Source organism: Sulfurospirillum multivorans DSM 12446, from assembly GCF_000568815.1.
GTDB lineage: Bacteria > Campylobacterota > Campylobacteria > Campylobacterales > Sulfurospirillaceae > Sulfurospirillum > Sulfurospirillum multivorans.
The window spans coordinates 24591-47810 of record NZ_CP007201.1 but is presented as its reverse complement, the minus strand read 5'-3'; the positions used below and the strand labels follow the sequence as shown (position 1 = coordinate 47810).

Sequence of the window (23220 nt, the reverse complement as noted above, 5' to 3'; positions counted from 1 at the left end):
TTACAGCGAGATACTCCAACAAAAAATCAAAATTTATAGTTTGCCTTAAACCATAACTCATCCGTATCGGTTTTGGTAACAACGTTTGAGGTATTGGTTGCTTCTTTTTCTTGTGTCACATAAATTAACTGCGTCGTGAAGCCTTTAACATAAGGAACGGCATAGGTTAGATTGGCTGCATAGGTTGTAAAGTCAGCACTTGTTCCAACGACTGAATTTCCAGCAGTCACCGCCATTTTACCTTGATCCGTCCATTGGTATTGACCTATGAATGTAAGCCCAAGAATATTGGCTTTGGCAAAATCATACGATACTTCTAGTTTGTACGAATCATTATTGGCTAATGGTGTTGTGTTAAATGGTCCACGAATCATAACACTGGTATAAGCATCACCACCAAGCCCTATACTTTCGATAACTGCGTCATTTTTACTGGTTGTCGCCGCTGCAAAGGAAAGCCCAAAACCATTCAGTTCGGAAACTCTGATGCGACCTGCGAGCATATGTCCTTCATCATTTAAAGAGTCTAAATTATTACCTGTTTTTGATCCTCTAAAATTTGCATCAAAACCTAACTTAAATCCATTCATAGGATAGGAGTAATTCATTTCAGTGTAGTAAAGATCTACATCATCAACAGCCATAGTCGAGAATGCAGTATCCATCGCTTTGACATACTGCGCTGTTAATGTTAAATTTGAAATGGATTTGTTGATAGCACCTAAACCATATACACCATCAAAAGGCACAGATACAGCATTTTTAACACCAGCAAACAGAGCTCTTTTTTCAAAATTTGGAGCATCTCCGTCTCCATCACCCATAACCGTGCTTGTTCTGCCTTGTGTTTTATCAATATAATGTGCAAAAACACTTGTCTCAGGAAGATCCGTATTGACAATCGAAACACCTTGGAACGACTCTTTAAAGATACGTGCATAGTTACCCGCTATGAGTGGCGTATTGATATATTGACGCCCAATTTTAATGTCCGTCTTACCAATCGTATAACCTAAATACGCTTCAGAAAGTGTTGAACCTGACGCCCATTGTTCGTATTTATACACCTCTTTCGCATCAGCCTGTGCAAAAGGTGTTGCATTACCTTGAAATGTAACACCCATGCGTAACCCATAAAAGGTATCGGTTACATAGCCTAATTCAATAGCTGTGTTAATGATATTTACATTGGAAGAGGCCCCTGCTGTATCTACCGTTTGATCCCAATACCATGCTTTGAGCTCGCCACTGACTTTACCATTTTTAAATGCATCTGCCAGTGTATCTGCCGCATATAAACTACTTGAAAGCCCCAAAACCATAGCTGCCACTACGCTGAGTTTAGCGAATTGCATCTCTTCTCCTTGTGTTACTTACACACTGGCAAGTTTATATTTAGTTTAAATATTAAATTTAAACTTATAGTTTCAATTATAAAGCTCCCGACTAACCAAAAGCTTACTGCAAACTTAATCTTAGTTGAAGCAAGAACCTACGATGCTACTTTTATTAAAAGTCACACCACAAAAATAAGGTATAATTCGCCTAATTCTTTTAAGGCACTTTTTTTATGATTAATAACGAAATTTTCTACCTTTTTGCCATCATTTCCGTTGGCTATATCTTAGGTAATATTAAAATCAGAGGCTTCTCACTTGATGTGACCGCTATGCTCATCGTTGCACTGATCGCAGGGCATTTTGGTATGGTTATTTCGGATGCATTTCAGTACTTTGGACTGGCGATTTTTATCTATGCGGTCGGGCTTCAGTCCGGCCCTGGTTTTTTTGACACGATCAAAAATGAAGGTCTCAAGCTCAACCTCATTGCCACAGCGCTTTTGCTCCTTCTTTTTGTGATTATTTTTGGTTTTGGCTACTTTTTTGACCTGCCAAAAACGATCATCGATGGTATTTTTACAGGTGCGCTCACCTCTGTCCCTGCCCTTGCAGCAGCACTTGAGATCAAACATACGCCTACTACTTCTGTTATCTTTGGTTTGGTTTATCCCTTTGGTATTGTGGCAACGGTGTTGTTGATTCGCGTGCTTCCTGTGCTCTTTCGTGTCGACATCGAAAAAGAGGTCGAGGCGTATGAGGCGGCACAAAAAACCCGTTTTCCTGACATTTTGACCCGAAATTTTCGCATCACCAATGAAAATTTTAAAACGACTGAAATCAAAAAATCGAAAATCGAGAGTATGACCTCTACGGTGATTGAGCGTATGACACTCGATGGTACCATCATTGATTACACCAGTGACGATGTTTCGCTGAGTTTTGGCGATGTCATCAGGGTCGTAGGTACCGATGAGCAACTGGCAAGTTTGAGCATTATTTTAGGGGAAGAGATTGGCGAAGAGCATGAGTTTCAAGACAATATGTCTGTTTTTAGGCTTTTAACCACCAACAAAGAGATCGTCGGTAAAAAAATCGGCATGATTAAAGAACTCAAATTCCTTCGCGCCATCATTACCAAAGTCAGACGCGCGGGTATTGATATTCCTGCGTATCCTGATTTAACCTTACGACTGGGTGATAAACTCTACGTGGTTGCCCCTGAAATTTACACCGATAAAGTGATAAAACTGATCGGTAATGATCTTTTAAAATACCCTGCTGCGGACTTTTTGCCTATCTCACTTGGTGTTGTTTTTGGTATTTTACTTGGAAGCATTCCTCTTTATATCCCAGGCGTTGGGGCGATTAAGCTGAGTTTCGTGGGTGGCATTTTGATTACCGCGCTTGTTTTAGGGCGTCTGGGTCGCGTAGGGCCGATTGTGTGGAATCTTTCGCCACACTCAACCACGCTTTTAAAAACCCTTGGTCAACTCATTTTTATCGCCACACTTGGTACGAATGCAGGCAAATACCTTGTCGAATCACTCGAAAATAATGGGATTTTACCGATCGTCATGGCGCTTGGTGCGTTGCTACTTTCCATGAGCTTGATCGCCTTTACATGTAAAACCATTTTAAAGATGAACTTTATCGATATTTTGGGCGTTATCTCAGGTGCGATGACGTCGACGCCTTCGTTAACGATGGCAAATAATATGACCAAAACCGACTACCCGTCCATCGCGTATGCCGCCGTTTATCCGCTGGGATTGGTGCTCGTTATCGTCCTTGCGCAACTGGGTATGAAGATAATGTAACATGCAGATGAACATTCTGACGCATAACCATTGGCTGAACCATTATGTTTTAAACAAAGAGTTTAGCCTGCTTGCGGGGATTTCTTCCAATGCGTATCGTTACTGGAAAAATGGAGAAGCCGCTAAGTTTGATGACGCTAGAGTCGTCTTTTTACGCAAAGAGAGCATCCTTCCAAAGTACAAAGAACTCGTCAAACAGTGCACAAACCTCACAGGCATGGTGCAATCCCAAGCCTTTTGCAAATACACAGGTCTCGCACCCTCGCACCTCATAGAACACAATAACTCTTGCATCTACAAAGCCTTAGAAATCATCGATGTCTGCGATGTGAAACTGGTCAATCTCCAAAAATTTTACGATGATCTAGGGCTGAGCTACAACTACCACATCTACATTGAAAAATGCAAATATTTCGGACCTTCACCTTTTGAGAAAAAGATCAATCTTTCCAATGGAATTTGTGTGGGGTATTATTAAAATGCAACGCGAAAATCACGCTTCTTGGTTATAATCTTCGTCATATAAACCAAAGGAGACACGATGTTTGGCGGTAAACGTATTTCAAAACTAGAGAGTGAAAATCAAGCACTCAAAGACGAACTTCAAAAAATTAAAACCCTTAATGAACAACTTCAAAATGCGAATCAACACATGGAACAAAAAGCAAAAGAGACTTCAACGGATCAAACCAAAGAGGAACTTCTGACGATTCTTCTTGCCAGTTACGAAGATGGTATGAATTTTCTACAAAATACCGTCGAAGAGAGCCTCACCATGCTCAACGAGATCAACACACTAAACGATGCTTCCATGCAAGAAGGTCAAAATGTTGAAAACCAGACCAAAGAGATCTCTGCGTCGCTCGAAAAAGTTCAAGAATTGACCCAAAAATTTACCCACGATGTCGAAAATCTCTCCAGCAGTGTTTCCGCCATCAGTGACATCATTAATCTCATTAAAGACATTTCAGATCAAACCAATCTTTTGGCACTCAATGCTGCCATTGAAGCGGCAAGGGCGGGCGAACATGGACGTGGTTTTGCTGTGGTTGCCGATGAGGTGCGCAAATTGGCTGAGCGTACCCAAAAAGCGACACTGGAGGTCGAGTCCAATATTAGCGTTTTGAAACAAAACACCAACTCAATGGCAGACACCAGCGAAACCTTCCAAAGTGAATCCAAAGCTTCAATGAAAATATTGGACGATTTTTATGCGCAAATTAGCACGATGCTCAAAAATTCGGTCAGCATTACCAACAAATGCGACAATGTCACCAATGAAATCTCCGTTAGCAATGGTAAAATTGACCACATCATGCTCAAACTCAAAGGCTACAACGCAGCCCTTGGTCGCAAAAATGTTGACATTCTAGGACACACCGCGTGTCGTTTTGGAAAATGGTTCTCAGGAATTAGTCAAAGACTCAGTCAAACGGTTGTCAACGAAGTGAGTGATCATCACGTGAAAGTTCACGAAGGTCTTAAAAAAGCCGTTGATATTTTTAGCAATAAGGGTAATTTACACGAAGGGGTAGAGACATTCCGTGCCGTTGAAAATTCGAGTAAAGTCGGCTTTGAGAAACTCATCGAAGGCTTTAAAGCGATTCGTAAATCGTAAAAAAAGGATTAATGGCTTTACATGTAAAGCCATTAATCCTCAAATAAGCACAAAATCGTTATACTTCCAGTCCTATCAAAATGGGCAGATGGGAGAGTGGTTTAATCCAGTCGCCTGGAACGCGGCCGTGGGGCAACTCACCGGGGGTTCGAATCCCCCTCTGCCCGCCACTACGATAACAACGCTCTTGAAAGCCCTATAATAGGCACTTCCAAAGACTTTTCAACTTCACTATATGATACAATCCGCCAAAACTATGATACACAAAATTTATACAAGGTTCGAGATTCTTTTTACTACAGAAAAAGAATTAAGTATAAGTTATATAGAATTTCACTACGTACAAAATCGCTACGAGTAGCATTAAAGCGTAAAAAATTGGTCGAACTAATGAATGAGGAGGATTTTTTGTTTACTTTTAAGAGAGGCGATTTTAAGTATGTATTTGAATATGATACAGATGAAGAACTCGACAAATATCTAAAAAAAGTCGAAGAGAGTTACGCTCGAACATTGTCATCAGAAGCACTTCAGAAAAAATGTGATGTAATCAAACAGCATTATACAGAAGTTCAGAAAATAGTTAAAAAAGAAGAAGCCTATCCTAAAGAAAAAAGTTCATATAACTTTTATGACTTAGAAGTAAAATTTGTTGTATACAAAAAGAACCTCGAAAAAGTCGGTGAACGCTCATACAGAGCATATTCCACAACCTTTAATAAGCTTAAAGAATTTTTCAAACGCGATAATATTGATTCTCTTACGATAGAAGATTTTGAGCGATTTAGAGATTATCTAAAAAGCAAAAAACTAGCTCATAAAACGATTAATAACTATTTATCGTATACGAAAGATTTCGTGGAGTGGGGAGTTAGTAGAAAGCTAATCAAAGAAAACAATGCTAGAAATGTTGAAAATTTGGCTGAAAATGCAACAAAGAAAAAGAAAACTAACTACACAGATAAAGAGATTAATAACATTCTATCATTTGATTTTGAACAAGAATTTAAAGATATTTTCCTGATTGCTACGCACACTGGTATGAGAGTGGGCGAAATTCACGCTCTAAAGCCTGAAAGTATTAAACAAGACGAAGAGACAGGGATATATTACTTTGACATAGAGAAGTCTAAAACAACAGCAGGAGAGAGACAAGTTCCAATTCATAAAGACATTTTAGAGAGAGTCCTTAAAATGAAATTCCCATTACTTTATGACAAAAAAAAGAAAATGGAAATGACAGATAATGGTGCTCAAAAAGCAATACTAAAACAACTTTATAGAGTAATAGCTCAAACGGGGGATAAGACTTTCCACACATTAAGAGGGAAATTTATGGAAAAATGTTTTGTCAAATATCCGAAAAAGGACTATCTATATACTATTCAAGAGATAGTAGGACATTCAAAAGAGGAGAAAGCTAGTTTATCGATAGATACTTATGCAAAGGGTTTTCATTTATTATTAAAAAAAGAAATCGTAGATAGCGTAAGTTATTAAATGGGAAGCCCTGAAAAGGGCTTCGCTATTATTGTAATTCTTCTTTGAGACTTTCTTTTATCTCCTTTGTCTCTTGAGCCATTCTAAGAGCCTCTTTTATTTGCTCTTCTTTGGCTTGTGATTTATAGAATGTCCTCATCGCTTCTATTGTCGCTTGATCGAAAAAAGGTAAAGGCTTTTCAATCAAGTTATTACAGATTCTAGGCGGTAATCTATAAAGGAACTGTATTTTACTTGTTGGATGTTCTCCAACGATTGCAAAGGCTTCTAGGGGCTTCAATGAATTAAATTCAGAAGGAAGGACAATTCTCTTTAATTTCTCTTCGTCTGACTCTTGAAAACGATCTTTATTTAAATCTGTATCTCCACTTTGCGTATAACTCTCTTTTAATCTATCTATCTCTTGTTCATTTAAATATTTACTTAGCCACTCCGACCCTTCAGGTTCGTTATATTGAAACAGAAACTTATTAGACAGATGTTGAAATAACTCTCTTGTTCCCTCTTTCTTAATAAGTCTTTCAAGTTGTGGGAGCGATTGAGTTGCAACAGTTACAGAATAACCATAAGCACGAGATTCAGCCATAAAATTACATAACTCTCCTATGATCTGTCTTCCTAATGCTTCATTTCCATCACTTCCTAGGCTTTGTATCTCGTCAAACAACATAAAAATTCTTCTATTTGAAGGTTGCGATAATGTTGTTCCTATTTTAAAGAAGAGATTCAAGAAAAGGCTAAAATACGTTGTATAAGCTCCTGCCATTTCTTTAGTATTAACGATAAAAAGTCTTCTGTCAGGGGTTGAATCTATGGTATTGATAAAGTCTCTTACACTAAAATTTCCCTCTTCATAATAAAATTCTCTTCTGCAAATTCCACGAAATGCTGTCAGACGAAGTGCTAAACTCGTCAGTTGAAAATGTAATTTGAACGTTGCATTTTGATTTAAAACCTTAAGAAACCAAGTTAAATTGGTTAAACTCCATTTTCAAATTTCTGGAAAGGAGTTGAGTGTTAAAAAAAGGTGAAATTAAAATGATAAAGAAGTTTTTAGCTGAGGGTTTGAGTAAGAGTGCCATTGCACGAAAGTTAGGTATTTCAAGAGATACCGTAAGGCGTTACGCCAATCTTCCTGATGATTATGTTCCTCATATTAATCGACCTCCTGTCATCAATAGTGTTGATCCTTATCTACCGCATATTGCCAAGATGTTAGAGATGGCAGAAGCGACGAAAAGTGAAATCCCTTTAACGGTTATTTATGAAGAGATTAAGAAGCTAGGCTATGAGGGAAGTTTGCGTTGGTTGCAGCAAGTTATCCAAAGATATGAGTTAAGAAGTCGAGCCAAATTGGATGAACCTATCATTCGCTTTGAAACCAAACCTGCCCAACAGATGCAAGTCGATTGGATAGAGTTTCCAAAGGATAATTTATCAGCATTTGTGGCAACGATGGGATATTCTAGGGCTTCGTATGTGGAATATGTCAATAATGAGAAGATAGAGACGCTCATTGGATGCCATATGAATGCCTTTAGCTACTTTGGAGGTGTTCCAACGGAGTGTTTGTATGACAATATGAAAACGGTTATTTTAGGACGGAATAGTTATGGCAGAGGCAAACATAAACTCAATCCACTCTTTGAGGACTTTGCCAAACACTGTGGCTTTAGCATCAAAGTCTGCAAACCCTACCGTGCCAAGACCAAAGGAAAAGTAGAGAGATTTAACCATTATCTACGGTATAACTTTCATAATGGATTGATAGTGAGACTTTCTATGAAGCATTATGCATTAACGCTGGATAATGCGAATGCAGAAGTGCTCAAATGGTTGGATAATACCGCCAATAAACGCATCCACCAAACAACATTACAGATACCATTTGAATTATTAGCACAAGAGCAGCTGCAACTGCGTCCTGTGCCTAAAGCCTATCAAGGAATCCACCCTAAAGCTTTGATTGAAAGTGTAGCTAAAAAATATACGCCAATCAATTCATACCATGACATCGATAAGCTCTACATTCCCCATCGTGACATTCAATGCTACGATGAGTTTATCCCGATCGTTGCCAATATTATTCTTCCAGTTGGATTATACGGTGGTGCATTATGGAATTAATTGTATCCATTGAAGCACTCTGTAAAGAGCTGAATCTCTCCACCATTAGTACACACTATCATGAGATAGCAACAACAGCAGCCAAAGAGAATTGGCAGTATGTTCAGTTCCTTGAGGAACTCTTACGCCAAGAGGTGGATAATCGCTTAGGACGCTCCAAAAACACATTGACAAAGCTTGCAGGCTTCCCCGTTATTAAAACCCTAGAGCAATTTGATTACACTTTCTCAGTAGGCGTAAACAGAAAACAGATTGAAGAGTTATCCAATCTCACCTTTGTAAAGAAGCATGAGAATATCATCCTCTTAGGTGAAAGCGGTGTGGGTAAAACCCATCTGGCTATTGCTCTAGCATTAAGAGCTGTACAACATCGCTACAAAGTGAGATTTACCACCATCAGTGAACTCTTAAGCAGTGCCAATAGAGCTAAAAAAGAGAAAAAATACGATAGCTTTCTCAAATCCATCACAAGCCCATCGGTTCTTGTTATCGATGAGATTGGATACTTTAATATGAGTAAAGAAGAAGCTAATCACTTTTTTCAAATTATCTCTAAACGCTATGAAAAAAGCTCCACCATCTTTACATCAAATTTGGTATTCAGTAAATGGGTTCAAGTATTTGCAGGGGATAAAATCGTTACAACAGCTATTTTAGATAGAGTATTACATCACTCACATATCATCAATATTCAAGGAGACAGTTACCGACTTAAAGAGAAAAAACTAACAGGAGTTTTACACTCAGAAATCTATAAGTTTGAAGCTAAATCTTCAAACCTAGAAGGTCAAAATTCAGAGGTGGTTTAAGTTTCAATTCGCAACTTTCTTACATTAAAAACTGACGACTTCTGCGCTTCGCTTGACAAATGCTTTATTCAGAGAAGACATAACACTGTTACCTTGATTATCTAATCCTCCTTGACCCAATGTCAAAGAATTTATAACAGAACTTTGTAATCCATATTTTTTAACGTTAGAATCAACGATTAGAACGTTTCTAAGCTGTGTTCCTTCGCCATTAGCTTGTAAGAAGTCAATAAGTATCTTATTGTTAGGGTTTTTCATTCCTGCGACCTTTACGAGAACTGCTTTAAAGACTGCTTGAGCTTGTTCTTGAAAGTGGCTAGATTTAGAATCTGAATCAACAGGGCAAAGAGCTTGAGCGAAAAAATCTACCATTGATTCATTTATGTTTTTATCTCTTGTCAAAAGATCATTAAAGATATTCCATTTCAAACAATCTGTATCTCTAGGGTCAAATAGAAAATCTTTGCCTGTTCCACGTCTATATAATAACTGTGTGAAATCAGGTTTTCTATCGTAGATAATAAGTGTTTGAGAGTAATCAATTAATCCAATGGATTCTTTTTTTTCGTTTTTATATAGTCCGAAAACTAGATTAAATATCCCTTGAGTTTTACCGCTTCCGACTTTGCCAAGAAACAAAAAATTACGAACAGTTTCTTTAAATGGAATTGGCAATTTATCTTTAGATAAAAACACATAAGGCTTATCGCCTTTTTCTTTCATATCATTTGTAATAACTTTAACAAGTTCCTTAGCTTCAAGCTTTTTAGCACCTCTTTTAAATACCTCTTCACCTTCTCTATCTTTGAAAAGTTTTGAATGAACAAAGTAAGTGATAATAAAAGATATTGTAAAAAAGTTAATAAACGCTGATAGATTGTAGATCAAAAATCCTTTTATTGATTTTTGCCAAAAATTATCAGGTAAGGGGAACATATGAACCGGTAATAAATTACTAAAATCATAAAAAGGGATGTAAAGAATATCCCTTGTTGTTAATAGTCCAAAAAAGAAGGCTATAAATGCAGAAATAATCGAAACTGATTTAAGTTTTCTACCAAATTTAACTATATTTTTTCTTTCAATACTCATTTTGTGCCTCCTTAAAATGGATTTTCATTTGTTCTTGTGATTGGTTCTTGCGGTGGTATTTCTCTTTGAAGTTCCCACTCATAAACAACTTGTTCTTTTTGTTCTTCGACAACTGATTCAACGATGTTTTTTTGTTCTGCAAAATAATCTATAGTTTGTTGAGCTTGATCTTTTTTGATATAGTATTTATCAATAAGATACTCATTAATCATACAACCGATAATAAAAAAGAACATAATCACGTTAATTGACATTATTGATTCTCTCGTGAAAAAATCACTAAAACTTTTGAATGTACCAAAAAATGTGATTGAAAAAATAACTAATAAAATGATGTCGATATACAACGTATTTTCTTTTAGAAATGTAATTATATTTTTCATAGTGATAAACCTCCTCCTTTACTGTTGTCAAATAGCTTGTCTATTGTTTTTGAAATATCTTGAGCTTTATCTAGGACTTTATTCAACTCTTTTTTAAGACTTCTATCTTTACTTTCCAAAAGTTTTTCAGTTTTAACTCTTGAGATTTGTTTAAAAAGTTTAAGTTGATCTTTATTCATTCCTGTATCTCTTCCGTTTCCATAAGATAAAATGTGAGCGTGAATATTGCCACCAGTTTCTACGTGATCTGTATGAATTGCAATTTTATAGTCAAAGTTTTTACCTGTTTGCTCAATAAATTCATTTTGAATATCTTTAACAAGGTAAATATATTCTTCTCGTGTTACGTCTCCTTTTTGCCCTATGTCTATCATCGTTCTACGCATAGAGCTTATGCCCTGATCTTTCATTGTATTTTTCAAATCCGACAATTCATCTTTAGTCAATCTTTCGCCTGTTTCGTCATAGATATTTGATAAGTCTTTATTATCATTTTCTATATCTTTTGCTCCGTGATTATCCATATAATCTAAACTTGCCGCAGCGTGAGAACCAACTTCTTTTTTTGTATTTCTTTTTCCGTCTTTATTTTTTTTACCTGCTATTTCGTAATTACTCTTTGTAATAATTGTCTGACCTTTACAAATTTCACCACCTTTTGAATTACCTGTTCTAAGTGATATTCCGATTGATGATGAAGAGGCATAAACTGAAGACATTTTTTGTTCGGACTTAAGAGATATAACTCTCAAGTCTTTATAGCTTGAATCTTGTAAATCAAAAAATTTATTGAACTTACTCATTGTCTTTTACCTCTTCTTTACTCCTTAACTCTTCAATAGATTTAGTAATTCCGAATTTTTCAAACTCTTTGATTTCCTCTTTATTCTTATGCTTAACTTCTTCAACTGTCAAAAATGTATGAGCATAAATACGACCAATAAATCTAGTAATACCCATCAAAACACTAATGATTCTATCTGTGTTTTTTTGTTGATCTTGTCGAATATTTTTAAGTTCATCTTTGATAACTTTTGAAATCATTTGAGTTGTATTTACGTTCTCCAAACCTTTCAAAATTAAACTCTCAAAAGCACCTGTGAAATTATCTCTAGTTGCACCTCTATAACCTTCTACAGCTTCGTAAATTGAAGGCTCTAACCTAACCGTTTTTTTAATTTTATTGTCGTGTTCCATAATGTTTTCTCCTATATTTAAGTTATTTTTAAGAATGCTACTCCTTTTGTATTGCGTTGAGTAAAAACGCAAAATAAGACATAATGTCATACTGAAAGATATTGAGATTTAAGGCTTTGAGAGTGTTTTGTCGGACACTTTGTCTGACAATATTCAAAAAAGAAGACATATAGCCGACACTAAAATGTCGACTATATCGGTTCCCTTGAGGGTTGTGTCAGGCATTTTGCCGACGCTTTATCTGTGCAATCCTTCCTTTAAATCAAATTCTTTATTCTTATAACGGTAATCCTGCTTGATGTTGTTTTCGCTTGAGTAAGACTACAAACCCAATAAAACCAATAAATGAGGGCATAAACATAAAGTCTACAAAATCTTTAAATTGAACTCCAATTAAAGATAAAAAAAGACTTGCTACCCCAACTATAACCACTACCCAAATTAACATAATCATTAATGTTTTCATAATATTTCTCCTTATTTTCCGTTGTATATTTTGTCGATTACTTTATCAAATTCTCTATCTTCAAGAGGATTATTTAACTCTTCTTCTTCAGCAAAAAGAGACTCTAAATTGCACTCAATTTCTTCACCAAGGTATTTATATCCAACGGATGAATTTCTTTTTGTTTCTCCAAATTCAACCTGTAAATCTTTTTGAATTTTTGAATTTATAGCGTCTTGATTAACGTAAAATTTGTATGCAAACGTTAAAGAAGCAATAGATACTTTTCCGATACATACCTCTTTTAAAAACCGTTTCAAAGTAATATCAAACTGTGTTTTGTTTATATCTTCGGAAGCTACAAACATTTCACAAAAAGTATTAAAAATCCATTGTATTGATTCAGGTGTTCTCGCTTTTAATTTGTGTTTTAATTTTGTTAATTGACTTGATGATGCTTCCGCAATTCCTCTTTTTGATTCTGTATCTAAACTCTTACGAGCTTTTGAGATACTATATTTTAAAGAGACAATGTAATTTAAAAAGCTGCTAACTTGACTATCAAATTTTTCTATAAATGATTCAAATTCACTATATTTGATGTCGTGTTTTTTTTGAACGTAATCAGATAGATTTATTGAATTAGTTTCAATAACTGTAAATCTTCTATCGTCTATATCAATCTGAAACGGGAGTGAGTGATTAGAAAAGATTATGCTATTGAAATATGTATGAGTTTTAGTGTCAACGTCTTGACCTTTTTTTTCTAATACAATTTTTGATTCAGTAATGAGAGATTTCATTTTGTCTGCTGTTGTGCTTGAGTCTCTAAAATCACCTTTAATCTCATTCCAACATACAATTAAGCTCTCAATTAAGTGTGAATTGAATTTTGAATTTAACCGGTCATTATCTTGTTCTATAGCATAATCTTCACCTACAAGAGGTTTTAAGATATGATCTAATAAGAAGTTTTTACCTGCTCCTTGAGTTCCTCTAATGATTAAACACGTTCCTATTTTTTGACGTGTATTGACAACACAAGAAATCCAGTTTAAAAAGTATTCTATATACTCGTCTTTTTTGAAAAGATTTTCTAAAAGCGTATATATGTAGTTGTATTCTCTTTTTACAAACTCAATATCTAAGTCGTGTCTAGTTTCTACTGATAACGAAGCTTTGACATATGGTGAAGGTAAGAATGTATTAAAGTATTTAATCTCACCCTCATTGTAAATTTTGCTTATTTCTAAAGGATTGAATATCTTTTTTAACATCGGAATAACAAGCATCCTGCTAGATAAAAAAGCTAAATTAAAATAGTTGTATTTTTGAACCAAATATGATTTAACAGCATTCTCTGATAGATTATCTATCTGTCCGTCTCTTTCAATAATATATCCTTCTTTTTCATCTTTGAATAAGAAGATATTTTCTGATATTTGACCGCTTTTTAATATCTCTTCTAAGTGAACTTCATTTGCTATTAAATCAAGCTCTCTTAATGAATCAATAACTTTAAAGATTTGGTCTTTTGTTAAATATTTTAGACTTTTATTTAAGTCGTGTAACTGTGAATTATTCATTGTACGTCTCCCGTATTGTTTTTTTGTTTTGCACTCCTTATAAAAAAATTTGTAAGCTCTCTTATGAAAGCAACTTAAATTCTGGCTAACTTCTTTTTAACATTAGACTTACAACAAACTCCTTTCACTGGTTGTAAGAACAAGTTTTAAAAAAAGTGCGAAAGACTCAAAAATCTTAAAAAACTTGCAAAATTCTTTAAGAACTTAAATATTTCTGAAGTATTATACAATATTTTTTAAGTTTTATTTAATGTTTTGAATATTTTTTAATAAATTAATGATATAATTCTTAAATGAATATAAAGGAGAATAGAAATGTACTTAAATAAAACGCAAACCAATACATTCAAAGAGAATTTACAAAATGGTTCATATTCAGATAACGAAATTGCATTAAGCTTGGATTTTTACAATGAAGAGAATGGATTAAATAATGAGAATAAAAAAGTAGATAGAGTATCTATGCAAATATCTTTACAAATATTAAGACTCGGATTTTTATTGTCTAATAAAAGTTTTATAGTTCTAAAAGATTACATCTTTAATCAAAATGAATTACTAAGCTTTTTAAATGAAATGAGCATTAAAAATTTTATAGATATGGATTATCAATTATTGCTTCTTGATAATTCAACTTTGAGTAAAGTTTTCAAGGAACTAAAGAATATAACTATTTATCATAGAGCATTGAACAAAGAAGTAAAACTCTTTGGTAAATGTGAGATTAAAAATAATAGCATTGTTCTAAATATGAATCACCCTATTAAAGAAGCTCTATTAAAAAATTCTTTCAAAATTCTTGAAACCACTTTTAACAAAATTGAATTCAGCAAGAAAGAAAAAAAGTTCCTAACATTAAAAAGAACTCAACTGATTTATATTTTTTTACAAATGAAAAGGATGAAAATAAACAGTGAAGTTCATATAAGCTTGAGTGACTTAATATATTTTTTTTGTGAGCCAAATTCTAACAAAAGATTTCAGTATATAAGAAAAGAGATTCTAAAAGTTCCACTGAAAAAGATTAGTGAGCTTAATGCTTTTACTGTTTCATATAGAGAATTTATCAATAGAGATTTATCAAAAAAACCTATCGGTCTTTTGTTCAACTTCAATTAAAAAAATCATAGAGTAAGAGTTAAAATCTCTTGCTCTTCTCATCAAAATTATTTTTCAATCTTAGAAATTTTTCTCTTCAATCATAAGCTTTCAATTTGTTTAGTCTCTATTTTTTCTTATGAATTTTTTTTGATTTACTCAATTTTCTATTTTTCTATTTTCTTAAAGCACTATACGCCCAACTTCGTTGTGAATATAGTGCTTTAAAAGCCCTTCGTTAACAGGTTAACCAAAAATCAACACTTGGTTAACTTTTTAATTTCAATACCTTTAAAACATCGACTGCATAGGTGTTTAAACAGGTTAACCAAAAAGTTAAAAAAACAGCAAAAAAAGGACACAAATATGAACAAAAAATCAGAAGAAATTCGCAAAAAAGAATTCTTAGGCTTTCGTGCAGATGAAAGAGAAAAAGACCTAGCCCTTAAAGGGCTAAGACTATTTGTTTGATTGTAGCGCTTCTATGAGGGTAGTGTTCAAGATTCTGTGTCAACATCGGATAATTCCTAAAATTGTATCATAAGTTTAAAGCGTCATCAAGCCGTCCCTCAAAGTGAATGGCTAATTGAGAGATTGTTAAGCTCCAGTTTCTAATTGGCATAGTCCATTTTTGCTGGGCATTTTGAATCCCCATATAAAGTAGTTTTAGCAGGCTATCATCATTGGGAAAAGCACCTTTGGTTTTCGTTAGAGTTCTAAACTGGCGGTGGACTGATTCGATGATATTAGTTGTGTAAATAACTCTACGTATATCTTCTGGATATTGGAAGTAGACAGATAAATTATCCCATTTATTTCTCCAAGATTGAAAGACGATAGGGTATTTTTTACCCCATTTTTCTTCCAACTTATCAAGCTCAAATTCTGCTTCTTCTTTGGTAAAAGCTTGATAGACGGCTTTGAGTTCTTTAGCAAATTGTTTTTGATAAGCAGAGCCCACATATTTGAGACTGTTGCGTATTTGGTGAACTACACAGAGTTGCACCTCCGTATCTGGAAAGACTGAGTTTATCGCTTCTGGAAAGCCTTTAAGCCCATCTACCGAAGCAATGAGGATATCTTTAACGCCACGGTTTTGCAAATCGGTAAGCACCTGTAGCCAGAATTTGGCGCCTTCACTTTCATTGAGGTAAAGTCCCAAGACTTCTTTCTTGCCATCCACTCGAACACCAAGCACTGTATAAAATGCTTTTGAGATGTAGCGACCATCCTCTTTTACTTTGTAGTGAATGGCATCTAAGAATATAAATGGATACACAGCTTCTAAGGGTCTTGTTTTCCACTCTTGAAGCATTGGTATTATCTTGTCGGTTACGGCGCTTATAGTGGCTTTAGAGAAGCCTACGCAGTAAAAATCCTCTATGTGTTTGGCTATTTGGGAATAGCTATTGCCAAGTGCGAAGAGAGAAAGAATCTTCTCTTCGATTTCACTCGTCATGCTGGTCTGGTTTTTCTTTACGATTTCAGGTTCAAAGCTACCGTTACGGTCTCTTGGAACATCAAGTTCAAAGGCACCATGATCGCTTTTCATAGTCTTTGAACTATAGCCATTTTTTCGATTTCTATTGAGGTCTTGGGAGAGGTGCGAATCTATCTCAGCTGCTAGCGCGGCTTCGGTTAGCTGTTTGATGAGTGATCCTAAGGCTCCATTTGAGCCACCAATACTCTTGCCGGCTTTAATATCTTGAGCAAATTGCTCTACGTCTATTTCTATCTTCATATCTGTGTCCTTGGGTATTTGTTATTTTACCCGATTGACACAGAATTCTGAACGGTCCCTCTATGAGATCTTTTTTGAATTCTGTTTCATAAAATTCAAAAAGTGCTCTATGATATAATTCAATTACACTATCAAAGGCAGTGTCTTTAATCGCAAAAATTCCTAATACAATTTTGTTATCAGCTTGAATATCATATGTTTTTTCTAAAATAATTTTATTGTCTTTGAAAACTTTTATATTATTTAAGACAAATATTTCACCTCCCCCAAAAGTATGTAAATCAAATTTAAAACTTTGAATATATGAATCTATATAAATAGACTCATTACCACAATTTTTTTCCACTTTAGTAAAATATTGTTTAGTAAAAAGATTTAATATATTTGTATTAATCTCTCCTGCATTGAGAGCAATTTCAGTAGCAGGAACATTAGGTCTTGAATTAGACCTAACAGCAATTACATTAGCATAATCCTTCAAACAAACTTTTGTATTAGAAACTTTGTTTAAATTAGGTTTGATTTCTTTAGAAACATAATCTTCATGATATAAACCTTTTGTTCCACAACCAGTTAAAAATGTCAAAGATAAAATAATACATAATCCTTTAATTATATTTAACATTCCTTATCCTTTTTTATTTTTTGATAAAATTGAATAGATAGCATTTTCTACAATTTTTTGGATACTTTCTTCCATTGTTTCTCTATCTAAATTCAATTCTGATCTAATTGCAAAGATATCATATTTCATAGCACCTTTTAGATTAAGGTCTTTGTTCATATCTATACTATCTTCATATACCTTGCCATTATCATTTACTCTAATTGCTAAGTGAATAACGATGTCAGAAATTTGATCCATAAATTTATCGTCTTTCATTACATAATCAATTTTGACGATTGTTGTTGGAAGAATTTCACACGAGATTTTTCTTGAAGCAGTTTGTACGATGTTAAAATCTTCTGATACAAATGATTTTAAAACATTGTTGCACGAAGTGTTTAAAACCTCTAACGATGGTTTACTAAAACTAAAATCATTCCTATTTGTTTCTACAGTTAAAGAGATTAACTTTGATTCATTTGAAACAATAGAAATATCTTGTGATTTAGTTTCTAAAACACTCTTAAACGGATTGCCTAATAAATTACTATACTTTCCGTCAACTTTAACCTCGTTGGCAAATAAACCAACAACCATAAATAAAACCAATAACATTAGCCTCATACTATGACCCCTTTTTGTAATTGTTATTATTTTATGAAAAGTTGTCTTAATAATATGAATTTCGCTCGATTTCAATTTTAAAAGTGGAATGACACTATGACAGCACAATGACACTACTGCGTCATAGAAGAATTCCCCTAAATTTGTTAACTCTTCTCTTATATATTCTTTTATTTATCCCTATTTTAGGGAGTTTAGAAGAAATATATATAAATAAGATAAATGACACGATGACAGCACAATGACGCAGTTATGACGCTACTATGACACCTTCAAACCTCGATAGTATCGTGCTTTGTAAGCATTTATGACGTAATCCATCTAAAATATTGTTGATTCATAAGAACAAGTGTTCTTAATTTAGAGAATTTTTTTTAGCTATTTGTGTGTCACAGCGTCATAAAACCTCTTTTAACCCCCTATTTAAGGGATTATTTCTATTTTGTCATCTGTCATTTATTGCGTCACTACGAATATTGCCAATGACATCATATTTTGTCTTCTCTGTTAATTGGAAATAGAATTTAAGTATTTTGCAAGTTTTTTACGGTTTTTTTTAGAATCGCACTTTTGCTAAAAAAAGTTTCTATAACTGCAATGAGCTAAAAAGCTCACTCCCCGTATTGCTGCTTTTTATGGCGTTTAATGAACTCACCTATTATCTCTCTCCCTTATTATTTCTTCCCTTTTAGGGGTTCCCAAAAACAATACAGGAGTATATAAATGATAAAGGTAATTTCAATCTTATGTTTATTTTCTTTGGGTGCTTTAGCTGACGATTACTTAGTAACTGTATCATCTGCTGAAGAAGTTGATAGTATGTTTTCTATCTTAAATGCAGTAGCTATGATATTTCATAGTGAAGATTATTTATCTCTTTTAAAATTAGTGGCGTTGTTTGGTAGTGTTTTTGTTTTCATCAATGCTATAACTGGAAAACTAGGAACCGAGGGTTTAAAAAGCTTTTCAATGTATCAGATTTTTGTGGTTGGTGTTCTTTCAGTTGTTTTTTCTGTAAGCTCTACAGTATATATTAAAACAGATAACTATCCTTTATATTATGACAATAATACAACGATTACAACAGGAACGGCAGTTGCGAACATTCCGACTGTTTTAGCTTACTCTTATTCATTTTTTAATTCTTTTGGTAATGGTTTGACAAACTTATTTCAAACAGCAATGAGTTATAGTGGAAGTGGTAATTATTCTCTTGCTAGTGGTGGTTATGTTTCTTCGCTAAGAGATTCGATTGATATTTTGAATCATAAGTTTAATGACTCTTCACATAATTTCGGTAATGACGTTGAAAGATTTGTAGCTGATTGTATTTTAGTTCCATTTTCAGGGAAGGGAGACGAAGGTCAGAAAAGAATCGATGAATTATATAGTTCAACAAGTATTAAAAGTACATTAGATTCCTGGTATTCCTCATCTATTACAGTCGGTAATATTCCTGTTAATTCCTATACTGCTTCAGTTAATGGAGATGTATACGAATGTGGTGCTTTGTGGACTAAATTATCTTCTAATGATTTAACTTCTTATAAAGACACGATGTCAAAAGTTTTTAAAAACGTTGACGATAGAGATGTCGAAGTTATTACAAAACAAACTTCATTACCTAAATCTAATTTTGAAGAATTAGCAATACAATCGGGGTTAATCAATTCTTTTTTAAGTAATTCAAAATTACCTACGGGTATTGCTTATGCAGAAAGGAAAACAAGAGCAGAATATATTCAAACAAATTTAGCTAGTGGCTATTATATGTCTAAAATGTTACCGATCTTACAAGTTGTTTTAAGAGGTCTTTTATATGCTTTATTTCCTTTGATTGTTGTTATTGGTTTGATTAATGGCATATCTATCTTCAAAAACTATGCTAAAGCTTTAGTATGGATAGAAATGTGGGGTGTTTGCGCTTCTATTTTAAACTTCTTTATTTTGAAATACGCTGAAAATTCATTCGGTGGAGATGTAACAGCATATAACTCAATGCAAATGCTTTCTGATTCTGCTGCGATGGCAGGAGTTGCAGGTTATTTATATGTTTCTGTTCCTATGATCTCGTGGGGTTTAATGAGCGGTTCTTTTACTATGTTAAGTAGTATCGCTTCAAATATGACTCAAAGCCTCTCTAAAAATTTATCTGCAATGAGTATATCTTCAGATTCTAAAGCTCTCCAATTAAAAGAATCTGTATCTCAATCCACTGGTAAAGATTTGAGTTATGCAGAAGCTTTACATTATCAAAATATTCAAGCAGGAACAAAAGAAGGTATAGAGATAGGCACTAACCTTAATCAAGGTGCGAACTTTCAAAATAAGCTCAATTATGACAGTTCTAAACCCTATAATGAGTTGTCCGCTAAAATGTCTCAAGTAGGGAGCTTATCTAATGTTCTTTCCCAAGAAGGAAAGAAATCTAGTTTAGATTTTGCAGGAACGATGGGTTCTAATTCGCTTTTAACTTCTCAAACAGCTTACGGAGCAGGAAGAGAAGGCGTTAGACAAATGGAAGCTAAAGCAGGAATGGAAACTAAATTCGGTTCAAAATTAACTGAAGATAGTTTTACTAGAGCTAATGAATGGAATGACCCCACAATACTAGACACTCTTGAAACTGTTAATCTGGTCGATAATGACCAAATAAAATACCAAGAGGAGAAAGTCATTCCATGGCAAATAAACTATACACAGACGAGTTCAAACAAGAGGCTGTCAACCAAATTATCAAAAATGGTTATCCCATTAAAGATACTGCACAAAGATTGGGAGTGCATCCTGATTCGCTCAAAGCATGGATAAAAATCTACAGTAATCCGCAAAGTACCTCACAACACCAAGCTTCCAAAGATTTGTCATCGGAAAATAGAAAGCTCAAAGCAGAATTAAAAAGAGTCACAGAGGAGCGCGATATTCTAAAAAAGGCCGCAGCGTACTTTGCCAAAAACCAAAAGTAAAGTACGCCTTTATCAAAGAGTATGAGCCACTCTATCCTGTGAGAAGAATGTGCAAAACTTTGCAAGTTCATTTTAGTGGTTATTACGCATGGGCTAAACAACCAGAGTCAAAGCGTGACATAGCTAATAAAGTTGTGTTGCACCACATTAAAGAGGCTTATGAGCATAGTGGGCGTATTTATGGATATCGAACTGTTACAAAAGATCTTGTGGCATCAGGTATTGGTGTTAATAAAAAACGCGTTGCAAGATTGATGGGTGAAGCCAAACTCTTTGGTGCAGGTGTAAAGCAGAGAAAACCTCGTTACAAAAAAGGGAAAAGACATGTGGCGCATCCTAACCATCTTGGACAGTGCTTCAATGTTCAAGAGCCAAATCACACATGGGTAACAGATATAACCTATATCAAAACATACGAAGGATGGTTTTATTTAGCAGTTGTATTAGATCTTTTTAGCAGAAAAATAGCAGGATGGGCAACAAGTCATCGCATGACAACTGGGTTGGCTCTAAAAGCCCTGGAAATGGCAACCTTTAGACAAAAACCACATCATGAAGTGATTGTACACTCAGACCAAGGCTCACAATATAGCTCATACGAGTGGCAAGCACTTCTCCAAAAATACAACCTTATCCCTAGTATGAGCAGGCGAGGAAATTGTTATGATAATGCAGTTGCTGAGAGCTTTTTTAAAACATTTAAGCGTGAATGTGTCAAAAAGCAGATTTATATTACACGAGAAGAAGCACAATCAGACATATTTTACTACATCGAAATGTTTTATAATTCAACTAGAAGGCATAGTTATCTTGGTTATATTTCACCCAATGAATTTGAAAAAAGATATAATGAGAAATTAAATATGGCTTCGCAGAATTAAATTGTGTCTACAAATTTGGGGTCATTCCAGAATCCACTATTAAGAACCTAACGAGACAATCAGAAATAGGCTCTCAAGGTCAAAGAGATGAATTTGCAACATTACAATCTAAACAAGATTTTATAACGCAAGAAATGCCTAATACAATGAGAAATGACTATAACAATGACGGTATTATCTCCTCTAAAGAAATGGCGTTTGAAGCAGGTATCAACGCTACTCAAGTAAGGCAAGGAATTGCTGATAAATTTGCTACTCAAGAAGTAAATAGATTTAATGCAAAATTGAATGAAACTTCATCTAGTACCATCGCTCGTGAAGCGCAATCTAAATTTGGTTCTATGTTTGGTGCAGGCGTTGGAGCAGGAGCTACAAAAGCTTATACAAGCGGTGTATCAGATAATCAAAATATGCGTGCAGATATGAAAGTCATTGAAGGTCTTAATTCCAATGGTATCAGATCAGAAGATACAAGTGTTTTAAAAGTTAAAGATACAATAGGTGATATTCAAAATGCTAAATCTTCAGCTAATACGTTTTCTAATGTTCTACCTGAACTTATGAAAGGCGAAGCAGATTTAAGAGAAAAAGCTTTAAATTCATTCGGTGGAGATAATCAAAAAGCTAATGAATTTTTATTTACTCAATTTGGTAATGCAGGAATCTTTAGAGAGGATTTAACTAGAAATGCTATGACTTCGCAAATCAACACTATTCAAAGAGAAGGAGAGTTATCTTTAAATAGAGGGCTATCGACTCATTTTAGCGGTTCTGAATTAGCAGATTTAAAACGTTATGAGCATTTCCAACATTTAAGAGAATCGGCTTTAAATAGTGGAAATACTCTTCAAGCTGAAGCGTTAGAAACGCAAATGAATAAAATTGATATATCAGGCTTACAATCAAAAGCAGATAGCTATATGAACTCTTCAGAAGTAAAAAATATTCAAAGCTCAACAGCATCAAAAATAGAAGGTGTATACGATCAATTTGAACATATGGGAGTTATAAAAGTTGATAGAACTAACGGTAATGTTTCTTATTTAGACGTTGAAAAAGCTATGCAAAATTCAACAGGTGACGAAAGAATAGCTCTTGCTTCAAAAGTGAAAGGTGGTCTTGATGGTCTTTCTGTTTCAACAAATGATATTTCAGGATTTGAACGTAAATTCACACAAAGCATCACAGGAGAAAATATAACAAATATTTCAAAAGCAACTCAAGAGTATAGTAAGACTGGCTCATTTAACAATGATATATTATACAACGTTGCTCAAGGTGATTATGTTTCAGGTTCTACGATTGCAACAGCTTCAACAGCTTTAAATACAGTAGGAAAATTAGCAGGTATTGTTGGAGCAGGAAAGTTTTTGACCAAATAAACGACTG

General features: G+C 34.3%; 21 protein-coding genes and 1 tRNA gene. 11 read left to right on the top strand and 11 right to left on the bottom strand.

Annotated elements, in window-relative coordinates; translation table 11 throughout:
- Nucleotides 1-26: 26 nt before the first annotated feature.
- Nucleotides 27-1355, bottom strand: coding sequence for an OprD family outer membrane porin (locus SMUL_RS00230; protein ID WP_025343260.1), 1329 nt, complete (start codon nt 1353-1355; stop codon nt 27-29).
- A 215-nt stretch (nt 1356-1570) separates the two neighbouring features.
- Between SMUL_RS00230 and SMUL_RS00225 the strand changes: the two genes are divergently transcribed.
- From SMUL_RS00225 to SMUL_RS16910, 5 genes are all read left to right on the top strand, one after another.
- Nucleotides 1571-3157: an aspartate:alanine exchanger family transporter gene (locus SMUL_RS00225; RefSeq protein WP_025343259.1), complete on the top strand. Its 1587-nt coding sequence runs from the start codon at nt 1571-1573 to the stop codon at nt 3155-3157.
- A gap of 1 nt (nt 3158) precedes the next feature.
- Nucleotides 3159-3635, top strand: a complete 477-nt coding sequence (locus SMUL_RS00220) for a hypothetical protein (RefSeq protein ID WP_025343258.1) — start codon at nt 3159-3161, stop codon at nt 3633-3635.
- A gap of 63 nt (nt 3636-3698) precedes the next feature.
- A complete protein-coding gene (locus SMUL_RS00215; protein WP_025343257.1) occupies nt 3699-4775 on the top strand; it encodes a methyl-accepting chemotaxis protein in 1077 nt (358 codons plus the stop codon).
- An 82-nt stretch (nt 4776-4857) separates the two neighbouring features.
- A tRNA-Ser gene (locus SMUL_RS00210) sits at nt 4858-4945 on the top strand.
- Between the two features lie 238 nt (nt 4946-5183).
- Complete coding sequence (locus SMUL_RS16910) at nt 5184-6275, top strand: tyrosine-type recombinase/integrase (RefSeq protein ID WP_158506013.1); 1092 nt, start codon at nt 5184-5186, stop codon at nt 6273-6275.
- A gap of 28 nt (nt 6276-6303) precedes the next feature.
- Here the strand turns inward: SMUL_RS16910 and SMUL_RS00200 are convergent, their stop codons facing one another.
- Complete coding sequence (locus SMUL_RS00200; protein ID WP_235674112.1) at nt 6304-7089, bottom strand: type IV secretion system DNA-binding domain-containing protein; 786 nt, start codon at nt 7087-7089, stop codon at nt 6304-6306.
- A 224-nt stretch (nt 7090-7313) separates the two neighbouring features.
- Here SMUL_RS00200 and istA point away from each other — a divergent pair, with 224 nt between their 5' ends.
- Together istA and istB are read left to right on the top strand one after the other, a co-directional pair.
- Nucleotides 7314-8402 carry an IS21 family transposase gene (gene istA / locus SMUL_RS00195; RefSeq protein ID WP_168156756.1) on the top strand — a complete coding sequence of 363 codons (1089 nt, stop codon included), beginning with the start codon at nt 7314-7316 and terminating at the stop codon, nt 8400-8402.
- Complete coding sequence (gene istB, locus SMUL_RS00190; RefSeq protein ID WP_025343253.1) at nt 8393-9211, top strand: IS21-like element helper ATPase IstB; 819 nt, start codon at nt 8393-8395, stop codon at nt 9209-9211. The genes istA and istB overlap by 10 nt, the downstream gene beginning before the upstream one ends.
- A gap of 24 nt (nt 9212-9235) precedes the next feature.
- Here istB and SMUL_RS00185 read toward each other — a convergent pair whose 3' ends face one another.
- From SMUL_RS00185 to SMUL_RS00160, 6 genes are all read right to left on the bottom strand, one after another.
- Nucleotides 9236-10303, bottom strand: coding sequence for a type IV secretion system DNA-binding domain-containing protein (locus SMUL_RS00185; RefSeq protein ID WP_025343252.1), 1068 nt, complete (start codon nt 10301-10303; stop codon nt 9236-9238).
- An 11-nt stretch (nt 10304-10314) separates the two neighbouring features.
- On the bottom strand, nt 10315-10686 hold the full coding sequence (locus SMUL_RS00180; RefSeq protein ID WP_025343251.1) for a hypothetical protein: 372 nt from the start codon (nt 10684-10686) through the stop codon (nt 10315-10317).
- On the bottom strand, nt 10683-11489 hold the full coding sequence (locus tag SMUL_RS00175; protein ID WP_025343250.1) for a hypothetical protein: 807 nt from the start codon (nt 11487-11489) through the stop codon (nt 10683-10685). Before SMUL_RS00175 ends, SMUL_RS00180 begins: the two co-directional genes overlap by 4 nt.
- Entirely contained in the window at nt 11482-11883 is a 402-nt protein-coding gene (locus SMUL_RS00170) for a hypothetical protein (RefSeq protein ID WP_025343249.1), read from the bottom strand. Before SMUL_RS00170 ends, SMUL_RS00175 begins: the two co-directional genes overlap by 8 nt.
- A gap of 277 nt (nt 11884-12160) precedes the next feature.
- A complete protein-coding gene (locus tag SMUL_RS00165; protein ID WP_025343248.1) occupies nt 12161-12349 on the bottom strand; it encodes a hypothetical protein in 189 nt (62 codons plus the stop codon).
- 11 nt (nt 12350-12360) lie between these two features.
- Nucleotides 12361-13914, bottom strand: a complete 1554-nt coding sequence (locus SMUL_RS00160; RefSeq protein WP_025343247.1) for a primase-helicase family protein — start codon at nt 13912-13914, stop codon at nt 12361-12363.
- 315 nt (nt 13915-14229) lie between these two features.
- Here SMUL_RS00160 and SMUL_RS00155 point away from each other — a divergent pair, with 315 nt between their 5' ends.
- Nucleotides 14230-15033, top strand: coding sequence for a replication initiation protein (locus tag SMUL_RS00155; RefSeq protein ID WP_025343246.1), 804 nt, complete (start codon nt 14230-14232; stop codon nt 15031-15033).
- Nucleotides 15034-15550: 517 nt separating this feature from the next.
- On the opposite strand, the gene SMUL_RS00150 is transcribed toward SMUL_RS00155, so the two are convergent.
- The 3 genes from SMUL_RS00150 to SMUL_RS00140 are packed head-to-tail and all read right to left on the bottom strand — an operon-like array spanning nt 15551 to nt 17984.
- A complete protein-coding gene (locus tag SMUL_RS00150) occupies nt 15551-16753 on the bottom strand; it encodes an IS256 family transposase (protein WP_025343245.1) in 1203 nt (400 codons plus the stop codon).
- Nucleotides 16710-17378, bottom strand: coding sequence for an LptM family lipoprotein (locus SMUL_RS00145; RefSeq protein ID WP_025343244.1), 669 nt, complete (start codon nt 17376-17378; stop codon nt 16710-16712). The genes SMUL_RS00150 and SMUL_RS00145 overlap by 44 nt, the downstream gene beginning before the upstream one ends.
- Before the next feature lie 3 nt (nt 17379-17381).
- A complete protein-coding gene (locus SMUL_RS00140; RefSeq protein WP_025343243.1) occupies nt 17382-17984 on the bottom strand; it encodes a hypothetical protein in 603 nt (200 codons plus the stop codon).
- Between the two features lie 723 nt (nt 17985-18707).
- Here SMUL_RS00140 and SMUL_RS17295 point away from each other — a divergent pair.
- From SMUL_RS17295 to SMUL_RS00125, 3 genes are all read left to right on the top strand, one after another.
- Entirely contained in the window at nt 18708-20795 is a 2088-nt protein-coding gene (locus SMUL_RS17295) for a conjugal transfer protein TraG N-terminal domain-containing protein (protein WP_025343242.1), read from the top strand.
- Nucleotides 20717-21831, top strand: a protein-coding gene (locus tag SMUL_RS00130) for an IS3 family transposase (RefSeq protein WP_223809797.1) whose coding sequence is annotated in 2 segments (ribosomal slippage) — nt 20717-20909 and nt 20909-21831 — 1116 coding nt in all. Because the reading frame shifts where the segments join, the coding sequence is not laid out codon by codon here. Before SMUL_RS17295 ends, SMUL_RS00130 begins: the two co-directional genes overlap by 79 nt.
- 134 nt (nt 21832-21965) lie before the next feature.
- Nucleotides 21966-23213 carry a hypothetical protein gene (locus tag SMUL_RS00125; RefSeq protein WP_025343239.1) on the top strand — a complete coding sequence of 416 codons (1248 nt, stop codon included), beginning with the start codon at nt 21966-21968 and terminating at the stop codon, nt 23211-23213.
- The last annotated feature ends 7 nt before the right edge of the window (nt 23214-23220 follow it).

Coding starts and splice junctions, on each gene's coding strand:
- SMUL_RS00230 (WP_025343260.1), bottom strand. CDS start 1,355: ATGCAATTCGCTAAACTCAGCGTAGTGGCAGCTATGGTTTTGGGGCTT.
- SMUL_RS00225 (WP_025343259.1), top strand. CDS start 1,571: ATGATTAATAACGAAATTTTCTACCTTTTTGCCATCATTTCCGTTGGC.
- SMUL_RS00220 (WP_025343258.1), top strand. CDS start 3,159: ATGCAGATGAACATTCTGACGCATAACCATTGGCTGAACCATTATGTT.
- SMUL_RS00215 (WP_025343257.1), top strand. CDS start 3,699: ATGTTTGGCGGTAAACGTATTTCAAAACTAGAGAGTGAAAATCAAGCA.
- istA (WP_168156756.1), top strand. CDS start 7,314: ATGATAAAGAAGTTTTTAGCTGAGGGTTTGAGTAAGAGTGCCATTGCA.
- istB (WP_025343253.1), top strand. CDS start 8,393: ATGGAATTAATTGTATCCATTGAAGCACTCTGTAAAGAGCTGAATCTC.
- SMUL_RS00185 (WP_025343252.1), bottom strand. CDS start 10,303: ATGAGTATTGAAAGAAAAAATATAGTTAAATTTGGTAGAAAACTTAAA.
- SMUL_RS00180 (WP_025343251.1), bottom strand. CDS start 10,686: ATGAAAAATATAATTACATTTCTAAAAGAAAATACGTTGTATATCGAC.
- SMUL_RS00175 (WP_025343250.1), bottom strand. CDS start 11,489: ATGAGTAAGTTCAATAAATTTTTTGATTTACAAGATTCAAGCTATAAA.
- SMUL_RS00170 (WP_025343249.1), bottom strand. CDS start 11,883: ATGGAACACGACAATAAAATTAAAAAAACGGTTAGGTTAGAGCCTTCA.
- SMUL_RS00165 (WP_025343248.1), bottom strand. CDS start 12,349: ATGAAAACATTAATGATTATGTTAATTTGGGTAGTGGTTATAGTTGGG.
- SMUL_RS00160 (WP_025343247.1), bottom strand. CDS start 13,914: ATGAATAATTCACAGTTACACGACTTAAATAAAAGTCTAAAATATTTA.
- SMUL_RS00155 (WP_025343246.1), top strand. CDS start 14,230: ATGTACTTAAATAAAACGCAAACCAATACATTCAAAGAGAATTTACAA.
- SMUL_RS00150 (WP_025343245.1), bottom strand. CDS start 16,753: ATGAAGATAGAAATAGACGTAGAGCAATTTGCTCAAGATATTAAAGCC.
- SMUL_RS00145 (WP_025343244.1), bottom strand. CDS start 17,378: ATGTTAAATATAATTAAAGGATTATGTATTATTTTATCTTTGACATTT.
- SMUL_RS00140 (WP_025343243.1), bottom strand. CDS start 17,984: ATGAGGCTAATGTTATTGGTTTTATTTATGGTTGTTGGTTTATTTGCC.
- SMUL_RS17295 (WP_025343242.1), top strand. CDS start 18,708: ATGATAAAGGTAATTTCAATCTTATGTTTATTTTCTTTGGGTGCTTTA.
- SMUL_RS00125 (WP_025343239.1), top strand. CDS start 21,966: ATGCCTAATACAATGAGAAATGACTATAACAATGACGGTATTATCTCC.